The 13,004-nt window shown below is 43.0% G+C and carries 12 protein-coding genes and 1 tRNA gene; 9 read left to right on the top strand and 4 right to left on the bottom strand.

Translation table 11 applies throughout. The features are described from left to right. Positions 1 to 19: 19 nt before the first annotated feature. The gene (locus tag E5A76_RS00310) at positions 20 to 1,255 is read left to right on the top strand and encodes a multifunctional CCA addition/repair protein (RefSeq protein WP_161117772.1); all 1,236 of its coding nucleotides are present in this window, start codon (positions 20 to 22) and stop codon (positions 1,253 to 1,255) included. A 78-nt stretch (positions 1,256 to 1,333) separates the two neighbouring features. Here the strand turns inward: E5A76_RS00310 and E5A76_RS00305 are convergent, their stop codons facing one another. The 3 genes from E5A76_RS00305 to folB are packed head-to-tail and all read right to left on the bottom strand — an operon-like array spanning position 1,334 to position 3,028. Next, positions 1,334 to 2,137 carry an undecaprenyl-diphosphate phosphatase gene (locus E5A76_RS00305; protein WP_161117771.1) on the bottom strand — a complete coding sequence of 268 codons (804 nt, stop codon included), beginning with the start codon at positions 2,135 to 2,137 and terminating at the stop codon, positions 1,334 to 1,336. Between the two features lie 58 nt (positions 2,138 to 2,195). Further along, positions 2,196 to 2,678: a 2-amino-4-hydroxy-6-hydroxymethyldihydropteridine diphosphokinase gene (gene folK, locus E5A76_RS00300; RefSeq protein ID WP_161117770.1), complete on the bottom strand. Its 483-nt coding sequence runs from the start codon at positions 2,676 to 2,678 to the stop codon at positions 2,196 to 2,198. After that, positions 2,675 to 3,028 (bottom strand): dihydroneopterin aldolase, encoded by a 354-nt coding sequence (gene folB, locus E5A76_RS00295; protein WP_008989800.1) that lies wholly within the window; start codon positions 3,026 to 3,028, stop codon positions 2,675 to 2,677. Before folB ends, folK begins: the two co-directional genes overlap by 4 nt. 248 nt (positions 3,029 to 3,276) lie before the next feature. Here folB and plsY point away from each other — a divergent pair, with 248 nt between their 5' ends. Then, a complete protein-coding gene (gene plsY / locus E5A76_RS00290) occupies positions 3,277 to 3,888 on the top strand; it encodes a glycerol-3-phosphate 1-O-acyltransferase PlsY (protein WP_053987219.1) in 612 nt (203 codons plus the stop codon). Between the two features lie 57 nt (positions 3,889 to 3,945). Here the strand turns inward: plsY and tsaD are convergent, their stop codons facing one another. Next, positions 3,946 to 4,965 carry a tRNA (adenosine(37)-N6)-threonylcarbamoyltransferase complex transferase subunit TsaD gene (tsaD, locus tag E5A76_RS00285; protein ID WP_008989802.1) on the bottom strand — a complete coding sequence of 340 codons (1,020 nt, stop codon included), beginning with the start codon at positions 4,963 to 4,965 and terminating at the stop codon, positions 3,946 to 3,948. A gap of 248 nt (positions 4,966 to 5,213) precedes the next feature. On the opposite strand from tsaD, the gene rpsU reads away from it, so the two are divergent. From rpsU to E5A76_RS00250, 7 genes are all read left to right on the top strand, one after another. Next, positions 5,214 to 5,429, top strand: a complete 216-nt coding sequence (rpsU, locus tag E5A76_RS00280; RefSeq protein WP_005301411.1) for a 30S ribosomal protein S21 — start codon at positions 5,214 to 5,216, stop codon at positions 5,427 to 5,429. 30 nt (positions 5,430 to 5,459) lie between these two features. Then, entirely contained in the window at positions 5,460 to 5,903 is a 444-nt protein-coding gene (locus E5A76_RS00275) for a GatB/YqeY domain-containing protein (RefSeq protein ID WP_053987221.1), read from the top strand. Between the two features lie 135 nt (positions 5,904 to 6,038). Then, positions 6,039 to 7,796: a DNA primase gene (dnaG, locus tag E5A76_RS00270; protein ID WP_053987222.1), complete on the top strand. Its 1,758-nt coding sequence runs from the start codon at positions 6,039 to 6,041 to the stop codon at positions 7,794 to 7,796. Between the two features lie 92 nt (positions 7,797 to 7,888). After that, positions 7,889 to 9,739, top strand: coding sequence for an RNA polymerase sigma factor RpoD (rpoD, locus tag E5A76_RS00265; protein ID WP_161117769.1), 1,851 nt, complete (start codon positions 7,889 to 7,891; stop codon positions 9,737 to 9,739). A gap of 203 nt (positions 9,740 to 9,942) precedes the next feature. Then, positions 9,943 to 10,018: transfer RNA gene (locus E5A76_RS00260), tRNA-Ile, on the top strand. Positions 10,019 to 10,593: 575 nt separating this feature from the next. Then, positions 10,594 to 12,006 carry a pyruvate kinase PykF gene (gene pykF, locus E5A76_RS00255; RefSeq protein ID WP_053987224.1) on the top strand — a complete coding sequence of 471 codons (1,413 nt, stop codon included), beginning with the start codon at positions 10,594 to 10,596 and terminating at the stop codon, positions 12,004 to 12,006. A gap of 352 nt (positions 12,007 to 12,358) precedes the next feature. Further along, on the top strand, positions 12,359 to 12,982 hold the full coding sequence (locus E5A76_RS00250) for an FCD domain-containing protein (RefSeq protein ID WP_161117778.1): 624 nt from the start codon (positions 12,359 to 12,361) through the stop codon (positions 12,980 to 12,982). Positions 12,983 to 13,004: the final 22 nt, after the last annotated feature.

The following is a 13,004-nucleotide window of genomic DNA, read 5'->3' as shown; positions in this document are numbered from 1 at the left end:
AGTGATAAAGGAGCCTTCATTGCAAACATATCTTGTTGGTGGTGCCGTTCGTGACACCTTATTAGGCCTTGCGGTAACAGATAAAGACTGGGTTGTAGTCGGTACAACGCCTGAAGCGATGCTCGCTGCTGGCTTTGAGCAAATCGGCAGTGATTTCCCTGTGTTTTTACACCCAAAAACCAAACAAGAGCATGCATTGGCCCGTACTGAACGAAAATCAGGTCACGGTTATACTGGTTTTGTCTGTTATTCCGCTCCCGATGTGACGCTTGAGCAAGATTTACTGCGTCGCGATCTTACCATTAATGCAATTGCACAAGCGTCTAATGGCGATCTGATCGATCCTTACCATGGTCAGCAAGATATCACGAACAAAGTGCTACGCCATGTTTCTCCCGCTTTTACAGAAGATCCCCTTCGTGTATTACGCGTTGCTCGCTTTGCTGCACGTTTTGCCCATCTTGGCTTTACTGTTGCTCCCGAAACTATGGCACTTATGCAAGAAATGGTCGTTAGTGGTGAGTTGACAAGCTTAACTCCAGAGCGTGTCTGGAAAGAGTGGGAAAAATCATTATCAAGTGATGATCCACAAATGTTCCTGACTGTTCTTCGTCAGTGTGGCGCACTCGCGATTGTAATGCCTGAAATTGACGCGCTTTTTGGTGTCCCACAACCCGAAAAATGGCACCCAGAAATCGACTGTGGCATTCATACCTTACTGGTTGCGAAAAAAGCCGCTGAGCTCAGCACAGATAAAACTATCCGATTTGCCGCACAAGTACACGATCTTGGCAAAGCACTATCACCGAAAGACGATTTGCCACATCATAAGATGCATTGTCGCGATGGTATCAAGCCAATTAAGGCACTTTGCCAACGCTTACGTGTACCTAATGAATATCGCGATCTGGCGCTATTAGTATGTGAGCAGCACACCAAGATCCACCATGCCGAAGAAATGCGTGCAGACACTTTTATTAAAATTTTTGATCAAATCGATGCATGGCGTAAACCAGAAAGAGTGGCACAACTTGCAACGTGTTGTCGTGCTGATGCTCGTGGACGTACTCACTTTGAGCAAACACCATACCAACAAGCTGATATCTTCCAAGCTGTATTTACTATCGCCCAACAAGTGGATGTAAAAGCAATTGTTGCAGTAGGGTTTAAAGGCGCAGAGATCAGAGAGCAATTAGCTACCAAACGTATAGAGGCCGTTGCTCTACATTTAAAAGCGACACGCCAAAGCAACTAAGTATTAGCCTCAGAGAAAAAACACAAAAAAGCCGACATCTCATGTCGGCTTTTTCAAATCTTCAATCGCACATGCTAATTACTTAGACATCAGGAATAAGAATAATCCGATACCTAAGATCAAACGGTAGATAACAAATGGTGTCATACCCAAACGTGTTACTAGCTTTAAGAACACATGAATACACGCATAAGCACTGATAAACGAAACAGCAATACCAATGCTTAGATTACCGAAATCGATTGGATCTGTGCCTGTCACCAATTTTAAACCAAGGTAACCACCAGCAAGCAGAATAATTGGGATCGACATTAAAAATGAGAAACGCGCTGCTGCTTCACGAGTAAAACCAAGATAAAGCGCTGCCGTCATGGTTGCACCTGAGCGTGACGTCCCCGGAATGATCGCCGCAGCCTGCGCTAAACCAAGAAATAACGCACTTTTCCAATTAGCTTTGTACTCATCATCAGTTTGCTTGGCACGTTTATCTACCCACCATAACAACAAGCCAAAGATAATCGTGGTACATGCAATCACCCAGGCTGAGCGCAAATACATTTCGATGAAATCTTTCATCACTAAACCGAAAATACAGGCAGGGATCGTTGCGATAACGATCATCCATGCTAATTTCGATTCAGCGCTGTGTTCACGCTTAAAAATGGAGTTTAGCCATGCACCGAGTAACGCCACAACTTCTTTGCGGAAATAAAGAATAACCGCCATTAAAGTGCCGACGTGAACAGCCACATCAAACGCTAAACCTTGATCCGGCCAGCCTAAGATTTCAGAAGGTAGAATAAGGTGAGCAGAGCTCGATACAGGGAGGAATTCTGTTAACCCTTGAATAAGTGCCAACATAAATGCTTCAAAATGACTCATTAATTGTCCTTAATTTACAACACAAAACATCATAGTTAGTACCAATTAACTATGATAGTTAAATGACAAACTCAACAGGCCATAACTCCTGCTGTTGAGAAAAATTGTGCCAAAGTTGAGCTAACGTTTGTGTCTCTTTAGGGATCACAAGTTCGGGGCTCAACTCACTTAACGGCCATAACACAAAAGCAAAACGGTAAATATCTGAGCGTGGTAGTACAGGCAATTCAGTACTTACTACATCACCGTATAAGAGCAAATCAAGATCGATAGTACGACTTTGATTCTTTACAGCATGCTCTGGGCGACCTAGCTGACGTTCAATCTCTTTTAGATGAGCTTGCAATGCAGTAAGAGGCAACAAGGTTTGGATCTCAATGACCGCATTAAAAAAGTTATCGCCACTAAATCCGACAGGCTTCGCTTCAAACACCCGTGACATTCGCCACTGATTTGCCAGTTTTTTTACCGCATCTAAACCTGCTTTTAAGTGATATTCACGCTCAATATTCGTTCCAATACTGATATACGCTGTGATCACTTACTACCTCGCTCAATTTGCACACCCACACCACGAGCATTCACAACAGCACCAGGTTTTGTTACTCGCACTTTCACCCATGGCACATTGAAATCTGTCATGATCAAGCTCGCCACTTCTTCAGCAACACGCTCAACCAATAAAAAACGCCCTTGTTCAATCAGGTTTGTGACTGCGGTACTGACCGTTGAATAGTCCAACGCCAACATCACATCATCGTTATTAGCGGCAGGACGATTGTCATGTGCCATTTCCAAATCAAGCACAAGTTTTTGCTTAATTTCCTGCTCCCAGTCATATACCCCAATAGTGGCAATGACTTCTAATTGTTCGATAAATACCGTATCCATGCTAAATCGCTAATTTTGTTAGAGGTCGGATACCCAATATCAGCAAAAACGCGTATTATCAGGTAGTATTCGTTAACATGTATATTGCAAATAAGTATGCAACATTACCAATGTTAACTTAGGCTGGGACTATACCACAGCCATGAACGAGTCAAAATTTCTAACCCGTAATATTGACTCAGATAAGATCCAGTTAACATTTCAATTCATGTTGTACTGGCACTGCCCCTAGATAATCGGAATAGTGAATGACGCCATTAGCGCTACTGATGATCATTGCCGCCTACTTACTAGGCTCTATTTCTAGTGCCGTACTCATTTCACGGCTATATCGCCTTCCCGATCCTAGAAAAAGTGGCTCTGGTAACCCTGGTGCGACAAACGTCCTTCGATTAGGAGGAAAAAGTGCAGCTGCCATGGTATTAGTTGCTGATATTTTAAAAGGCATGCTGCCTGTTTGGATCAGCTACTTTTTAGGGATAAATCCATTCTTACTTGGGATCATTGGTATTGCAGCCTGTTTAGGCCACATCTACCCACTGTTTTTTCACTTCCAGGGCGGGAAAGGCGTAGCAACCGCGTTAGGCGCACTTGCTCCCATTGGCTGGGATTTAAGTGGCATGTTGATTGGTACATGGATAGTTGCACTGGCAATCACGGGTTATTCTTCTGCAGCGTCTTTGATCGCCGCACTATTAGCCCCGATGCTGACATGGTTAGTCAAACCAGAATACACCATGCCTGTTTCTATGCTCTCTTGTTTGATTATTTTCCGGCATCACGAAAATATTCGTCGTTTACTCGATGGCGAAGAAACTAAGATTTGGGACAAATTCGCTAAGAAAAATTCAAATTCTTAAGATAATAAAAAAGCGAGGTGATCACCTCGCTTTTTGCTATCAGTCTTACGACAACACTTATTCTGCAATCGGTTTTAGCTGATCGATAGGCCAACGAGGATAAGCTTTCACACCTAAATCCATCGTTTCTTTATTTTTCAAACGCTGCATACCCGCATAAGCGATCATCGCACCGTTGTCTGTACAAAATTCTGTACGAGGGTAGAACACTTCACCCTTTAGGTTTTTCATCATGCTTTCAAGCTCTTGACGCAAGTACTTGTTCGCACTTACACCGCCAGCAATAACCAATCGCTTCAAACCAGTTTGCTTTAGCGCACGCTTACATTTAATCGCAAGTGTATCAACCACCGCTTCTTGGAATGCAAAAGCGATATCAGCACGGGTTTGCTCATCATCATCGTTGTCACGAATAGTATTCGCTGCAAATGTTTTCAAACCAGAGAAACTGAAATCAAGACCTGGGCGATCTGTCATTGGACGTGGGAACTTAAAACGGCCTGGCGTACCTTTATCTGCCATTTTAGACAACAGTGGACCACCGGGATAATCTAAGCCCATCATTTTCGCTGTTTTATCAAAGGCTTCACCTGCCGCATCATCAATTGATTCGCCAAGGATTTGATACTCACCGATCCCTTTCACTTCCACCATCATAGTATGACCGCCAGAAACTAACAGAGCGACAAATGGAAACTCAGGCGCGTTATCTTCAAGCATTGGTGCGAGCAAGTGACCTTCCATATGGTGAACCGCAACAGCAGGTAAATCCCACGCATAAGCAAGGCTACGACCAATGGTTGCACCCACTAATAATGCACCAACAAGACCAGGACCTGCGGTGTAAGCCACACCATCAAGATCTTCATGCGTCATACCAGCCGATGCTAGTGCAGCTTTGATCAATGGGATTGTTTTCTTCACGTGGTCACGAGATGCCAACTCAGGCACCACACCACCGTAATCAGCATGTAACTTTACTTGGCTGTAAAGTTCATGTGCCAAGAGACCTTTTTCATCATCGAAAATAGCTACGCCTGTCTCATCACAGGAAGTCTCGATGCCCAGTATACGCATAACAACCTCTATACTATTAGGGGGATCAAATGAAAAATCGGTATGGTTTCAATAACAACCGATCACTCAAATAGGGTTAGGAAGTACTAATTAAGGGGCATGTTACCGTTGTTGACAGAAATTAACCAGTTCATAGACGCAGAATGCTTTACAAATGCCCCTAGATCAGATTAGAATTTCGCACCATTTTTAATCAGCTGACACTTTGACGTCAGCTTTAAACCGAATCACTCTGAGGTGAGTATTACATGCCAGTAATCAAAGTACGTGAAAACGAACCGTTTGACGTAGCACTACGTCGTTTCAAGCGCTCTTGCGAAAAAGCAGGTATCCTTTCTGAAGTTCGTCGTCGTGAGCACTTCGAAAAGCCAACTACTGTACGTAAGCGCGCTAAAGCAGCGGCAGTTAAGCGTCACCTGAAGAAATTGGCTCGCGAAAACGCGCGTCGCGTTCGTCTGTACTAATCTTACGATTAAAAACAGAAGGATCGCGTAATGACTCTAATTGAACGTCTTAAAGACGAACAAAAAGCGGCGATGAAGGCGAAGGATAAACCTCGTCTTGGCGCTATCCGTTTAGCACTTTCAGCAATTAAACAACGTGAAGTTGACGAAAAGATCACTCTTAACGACGACGACGTGTTGGCTGTATTGACTAAAATGGTAAAGCAACGTCGTGACTCTGTAGCTCAATACGAAGCTGCAGGCCGTCAAGACTTAGCTGATGTTGAGCACGCTGAAATCAGTGTTCTAGCCGAGTTTATGCCTCAAGCATTAACTGAAGAAGAAATTTCTGCGTTAATGGATGAAGCTATTGCTGCGACTGGCGCTGCTAGCATGCAAGACATGGGCAAAGTTATGGGCGTACTGAAACCGCAAATTCAGGGTCGTGCCGATATGGGGATTGTTAGCAAGTTAGTGAAAACTAAACTAGGTTAATCACTCTCCTATTCAGCGACAAGCCGTGCTATCCTTTTGGGGATGCGCGGCTTGTTTGTATCTGACCATCTCAGATCGCAACATCCCTTCTAAAACTTATCTTCATCATTTTACTATCAGGTTATTTGCTTTCTTATGGCAGGAAAAATCCCTCGCTCATTTATTGATGATCTCATTTCTCGACATGACATTGTCGATGTCATTGATGCGCGAGTGAAACTCAAAAAACAAGGTAAGAACTTCGGTGCTTGCTGCCCTTTCCATAATGAAAAAACACCGTCATTTTCAGTTAGCCAAGAAAAACAGTTTTATCACTGCTTTGGTTGTGGTGTGCATGGCAACGTTCTTGATTTTGTGATGGAGTTTGATCGCCTTGATTTTGTTGATGCTATTGAAGAACTTGCTTCGCAACTAGGCTTAGAAGTCCCACGTGAAAACGATGGTAATAATACACATCGTGGCCCCAAAGCGGCCGATAAACGCAACTACTATGAATTGATGGGCCAAGTATCACAGTTCTATCAGTCACAACTCCGTACTAAAGAAGGAGAGATTGCGGTCGATTACCTAAAAGGGCGTGGTTTATCTGGCGAGATTGTTAAGAAGTTCTCGATTGGCTTTATTCCCGATCAATGGGACATGGTACGTAGCCGATTCGGTAGAGATAATGAATCGCAAAAAGCACTTGTGAACACAGGCATGCTGATCGAAAACGACAATGGTCGTCGTTACGATCGCTTCCGTGGTCGAGTGATGTTTCCAATTCATGATCGTCGAGGTCGAGTGATCGGTTTTGGTGGACGTGTCATCGGTGATGGCACCCCAAAATATCTCAACTCACCTGAAACTGACATTTTCCATAAAGGTCGTGAGCTTTACGGCTTATATGAAGTCCTACAAACTCACCGTGAACCAGAAAAAATCATGGTGGTTGAAGGCTATATGGATGTAGTGGCGCTTGCGCAGTTTGGTGTTGATTATGCCGTCGCCTCGCTAGGGACATCCACGACAGGCGATCATATTCAAAGCCTATTTCGCCAAACCAGCACCGTTGTATGCTGCTATGACGGCGATAGAGCCGGCCGAGATGCGGCATGGCGCGCGATGGAACAAGCATTGCCGTACTTAACCGATGGCCGTCAACTTAAGTTTATGTTTCTGCCTGATGGCGAAGATCCTGATTCTTGTATTCGCGCAGAAGGCAAAGACGCTTTTGAGCTGCGCGTAAACCAAGCAATGCCGTTATCAGAATTTCTGTTTAATAGCCTAATGCTACAAGTTGACACTACTAGTCGTGAAGGCAAGGCAAAACTCAGTACGCTAGCCGTACCTCTGATAGATAAAGTCCCGGGCGGTACGCTAAGGCTATACTTACGTGAACTGCTTGGCAAAAATTTAGGCTTACCTGACGAAGCACAGCTACAACAACTAATATCAATGCATGGCAAAGAATCTAAGCCTGTAGGCCAAGTACAAATTAAACGTACGCCTATGCGTGAAGTCATTGCCCTGCTGATCCAGCATCCTAACTTTGTCACTCAACTCGAATTTGATATGAGTGCATTTGATAATATTGAATTATCAGGCTTAAATTTATTGCTATCGATAGTTGATAAATGCCGAAATAACCCCAATATCAGCACTGGACAGCTTTTAGAGCACTGGCGCGGCACCAAAAATGAAGCCATGATGGCAAAGCTTGCTGCGTGGGAGCTACCGTTGTCGAAAGATGAAGACAACAGCTTAGATGTATTTTTAGACGCAATGGACAAAATTATTGATCAATGCGTTGAACAACAAATTGAACAGTTGCAGACTAAATCAAGAACTGTCGGCTTATCAGTCGAAGAAAAACAGGAATTACAGTTACTAATACTGAATCGTCCTGTTTAATAAGTAGTCAACAATTAAGAAATTTGTTATAATGACTGGTTTGCAACTCTGCATACTAAATTATCACTCAGACCCGAAGTTGGATACCGTCTATGGAGCAAAATCCGCAGTCACAGCTAAAGTTACTTGTTGCTAAAGGCAAGGAACAAGGCTATCTGACCTACGCCGAAGTAAATGACCACCTACCAGAAGACATTGTAGATTCTGATCAGGTTGAAGACATTATTCAAATGATTAATGACATGGGTATCAAGGTAGTTGAAACAGCACCTGATGCCGATGAACTCATGATGACTGAAGATAATGCCGACGAAGACGCCATTGAAGCTGCGGCGCAAGCATTATCAAGCGTAGAAAGCGAGATCGGCCGCACGACAGACCCTGTACGTATGTACATGCGTGAAATGGGTACGGTTGAACTACTTACTCGCGAAGGCGAAATTGATATCGCAAAACGCATTGAAGATGGTATCAACCAAGTTCAATGTTCAGTCGCTGAATACCCTTCTGCGATCGCTCACCTGCTTGAGCAATTTGACAAAGTAGAAGCCGATGAGCTTCGTATTACTGACATCATTTCAGGCTTTGTTGATCCAAACGAAGAAGCAACAGCAGCACCAACTGCAACACACATTGGTTCAGAGCTAAGCGAAACCGATCTTGAAGATGAAGATAAAGATCTTGAAGATGACGATGACGAAGACGCAGAAAGCAGCGATGACGATGACGGTAGCATCGATCCAGAACTTGCGCGTGAAAAGTTCATCGAGCTACGCCAAGCTTACGACAAGATGGCGCTAGCAATTGAGACCAATGGTCGTCAAAACAAGCAAACTGAACTTGCGGTGGAAGAACTCTCTGAAGTATTCAAGCAGTTCCGTCTGATCCCTAAACAGTTTGATCGCCTTGTTGGCTCACTACGTGATGCAATGGATAAAGTACGCACTAACGAGCGTCTTATCATGCGCATGTGTGTAGACAACAGTAAGATGCCTAAAAAGACCTTCGTTACACTATTTGCAGGTAACGAAGCGAACCAAGATTGGATTGATGAAGCACTAAATTCTGGCAAGCCATACGCTGAGCGTTTAAAAACGTACGAAGAAGATCTTCGTCGTTCAGCCATTAAACTGCGCATGCTAGAAGAAGAAACGGGTCTTTCAATCGAGCGTATTAAAGACATCAGCCGTCGCATGTCTATCGGTGAAGCGAAAGCGCGCCGTGCGAAGAAAGAGATGGTTGAAGCAAACTTACGTCTGGTTATTTCTATCGCTAAAAAATACACCAACCGTGGTCTGCAATTCTTGGATCTAATCCAAGAAGGTAACATTGGTTTGATGAAAGCCGTTGATAAGTTTGAATACCGTCGTGGTTACAAGTTCTCAACTTATGCAACATGGTGGATCCGTCAGGCAATCACGCGTTCAATCGCCGATCAGGCACGTACGATCCGTATCCCTGTTCACATGATTGAAACGATCAACAAGCTGAACCGTATTTCTCGTCAAATGCTACAAGAAATGGGTCGTGAGCCGTTACCGGAAGAATTGGCTGAACGCATGCAAATGCCGGAAGACAAGATCCGTAAAGTATTGAAGATTGCTAAAGAGCCGATCTCAATGGAAACACCAATTGGTGATGATGAAGATTCACATCTAGGTGACTTCATTGAAGATACAACACTTCAATTACCAATGGATGCGGCAACAGCTACGAATCTACGTGCAGCAACGAACGATGTCCTTGCTGGCTTAACACCGCGTGAAGCCAAAGTTCTACGTATGCGTTTTGGTATTGATATGAATACTGACCACACGTTAGAAGAAGTTGGTAAGCAGTTTGACGTAACGCGTGAACGTATTCGTCAGATCGAAGCAAAAGCGCTACGTAAGCTACGCCACCCAAGTCGTTCAGACGTACTACGTAGTTTCCTAGACGAGTAATCTAGCACGACATAAAAAAGCGAGCACTGAGCTCGCTTTTTTTATATCTCAAACTCGGTATATAACAAGTCAAGTCGAAATACCGCTATACAATGTTCAGTTTTAGCTTACTTTAATTCTTCTAACTGTTGAAAAAGCAAACAAAATCCAAACCTTAATCGCTAGACAAGGGCAGAACCATCCCCTATAATTTGCCCCATATTGGCCCCTTAGCTCAGTGGTTAGAGCAGGCGACTCATAATCGCTTGGTCCCCAGTTCAAGTCTGGGAGGGGCCACCAAATACAGAAAGGCCGAAATGGTTACCCATTTCGGCCTTTTGCTTTTCTAATAATCGCACTTTCGATTCACTTCACAAAAGCCATCATTGAGATTTCATCAGTTACTCGATAGTCAGTTGAATACAAAAGAAAATATTGTCTTCTTAAAACAATATTGAATAACCCTTCAACTCTTGATAAATGACAATACTTTATTTTTATTTTTCAGCATAATCATCATCGTTGCGTCACATAGCAATGAGACCATTTAGCCTCTTAACTCTAAGTGCAAATAAAAAGAGTTCTGCTATAATGTTGCGCTTATTAATCACGGATTTGATTAAACAGTTTCATATTACTGGCTAACGAAATACCAAGCTCTAACCAACGATGAGTAACGATAAAAAATTCAATACCACCACTTTATCAAAGCGCCAACGTTTTTATAAAGTAATGTTTATCGAGTTTTTTATTACAACCATCATATCAACAGTTATCTCATTAAAGGATGTAGCAATACAGAAACTAACATGATGATAATCGTTCTATGGTGATAATTTCCCCTTGGGTAAAAGTTCGTCTGGAGAGAACCCTCAATGAAAAAGACCAAGATCGTATGTACGATTGGACCTAAAACTGAATCTGTAGAAATGCTTACTAAACTAGCTAACGCTGGTATGAACGTAATGCGTCTAAACTTCTCACACGGTGACTTCGAAGAGCACGGTCAACGTATCCGTAACCTTCGCGAAGTAATGGCTAATACAGGCAAAGAACTAGCAATCCTGTTAGATACTAAAGGCCCTGAAATCCGTACAATCAAACTAGAAGGCGGTCAAGACTTCTCTCTAGTAGCTGGTCAAGAGTTCACTTTCACAACTGACACTTCAGTTGTTGGTAACCAAAACCGCGTTGCTGTAACTTACCCTGGTTTCGCTAAAGATCTAACTAAAGGTAACACTATCCTAGTAGACGACGGTCTAATCGAAATGGAAGTGCTTGAAACAACTGATACTGAGGTTAAGTGTAAAGTTCTTAACAACGGTGACCTTGGTGAAAACAAAGGTGTTAACCTACCAGGCGTTTCTGTAAAACTTCCAGCACTTGCTGAAAAAGACAAAGCAGACCTTAAGTTTGGTTGTGAGCAAGGCGTTGATTTCGTTGCTGCTTCTTTCATCCGTAAAGCAGAAGACGTACAAGAGATCCGTGCTCTTCTAGCAGCTAACGGTGGCGAAAACATCCAAATCATCTCTAAGATTGAGAACCAAGAAGGTGTTGATAACTTCGACGCTATCCTTGAAGCTTCTGACGGTATCATGGTTGCTCGTGGTGACCTTGGTGTTGAGATCCCAGTAGAAGAAGTTATCTTCGCTCAGAAGATGATGATCGAGAAATGTAACCGTGCACGTAAAGTTGTAATCACTGCAACTCAAATGCTTGACTCTATGATCAAGAACCCACGTCCAACTCGCGCAGAAGCGGGCGACGTTGCTAACGCAATCATGGATGGTACTGACGCAGTTATGCTTTCTGGTGAATCAGCGAAGGGTAAATACCCAATCGAAGCTGTAACTATCATGGCTCAAATCTGTGCTCGTACAGATGACGTTCTTAAGCCTGAGCTAGGCTCTCGTCTAGACAGCCCACGTCTACGTATCACTGAAGCGGTATGTAAAGGCGCAGTAGACACAGCTGAGAAGCTAAATGCTCCACTGATCATCGTTGCTACTGAAGCTGGTAAGTCTGCACGTTCTGTACGTAAATACTTCCCAACTGCACGCATCCTTGCAGTAACAACAAACACTAAGACAGCAGCTCAACTATGTCTATCTAAAGGTGTTACTCCTGTTGTTGTTGATTCAATCGAAAGTACTGACGCATTCTACCTACGTGGTAAAGAGCTAGCACTTGAGACTGGTCTTGGCGCTAAAGGCGACATCGTTGTTATGGTTTCTGGTGCACTTGTTGCTTCAGGTACAACTAACACTGCATCTGTACACGTACTATAATTCGTACTTACAAATGCTAAAAAGGAGCCCATGTGGCTCCTTTTTTATTATCATCAATTAAGCTCATATCCTACATATATTACTCAAGAACATCTCTATAAGATAAGAGGTATAACCTACAACTCATGAGGTTATATCGCTCATTAAGCCATCACTAGTTTGATATCCCTTCTATAAATGACCAAATACCATCTAAAATGTTTAAGCAATAAACAAAGCAAGGTATAATTAATTTTAGCCGAACTGTAAAGTTCGATATACAGCAAAGCAAAATCCCAATAATAATAATAACGGGATAATAATAACAATAATGAGGACTCACGTGTCTAGCCCGACTTTAACAAATCAGGTTATGGAAGTAATTCGACAGGACATCTTGCTCGGTAAACTCACTCCTGGACAAAAACTGGTTGTAGCTGATCTAAAAGAACGCTACAACGTTGGTGCATCGCCAATCCGTGAAGCATTGGTGCAATTATCATGGAAGAAGTACATTAAATTTGCACCACAAAAAGGCTGCTGGGTAGCTCCTGTCTCTATTGAAGAGCTACAGGATCTTTTCAGTGCTAATAAAATTATTTCACGTGAGCTATTAACGCGTGCAATTACCCATGGTGATGAAGCATGGGAGCTTAATATCCTAACTGCTTACCATAAACTAAGCCGTCTTGATCCTACGTCAGATGAAACAGATTTATCTGAATGGGAACAACGTCATTGCGATTTCCATACCGCAATTCTTACCAGTGAGCATTCTCCTGTGATGCTAGATATCTACCATGATATCTATGATCAGATTAAGCGATATCGCCATATTTGGGTCAGCAAAACCCGACAAGTCGAAGATCGTTACACTGATGAAGGTGAACATGAAGCATTGATGAAAGCAGTGCTAGCACGTGATCTTGAGCTCGCACAAAAGATCATGCACACCCACTTTGAACGTGCGGTAGAAGATATTAAAAACTATCTTTAATACGCTTAGTTTAAAATAATAA

It is taken from the genome of Photobacterium lucens (genome assembly GCF_009873615.1).
GTDB classification, from domain to species: Bacteria; Pseudomonadota; Gammaproteobacteria; order Enterobacterales; family Vibrionaceae; genus Photobacterium; species Photobacterium lucens.
The sequence above is the reverse complement of the archived record's forward strand: the minus strand, read 5'-3'. Positions and strand labels throughout refer to the sequence as shown.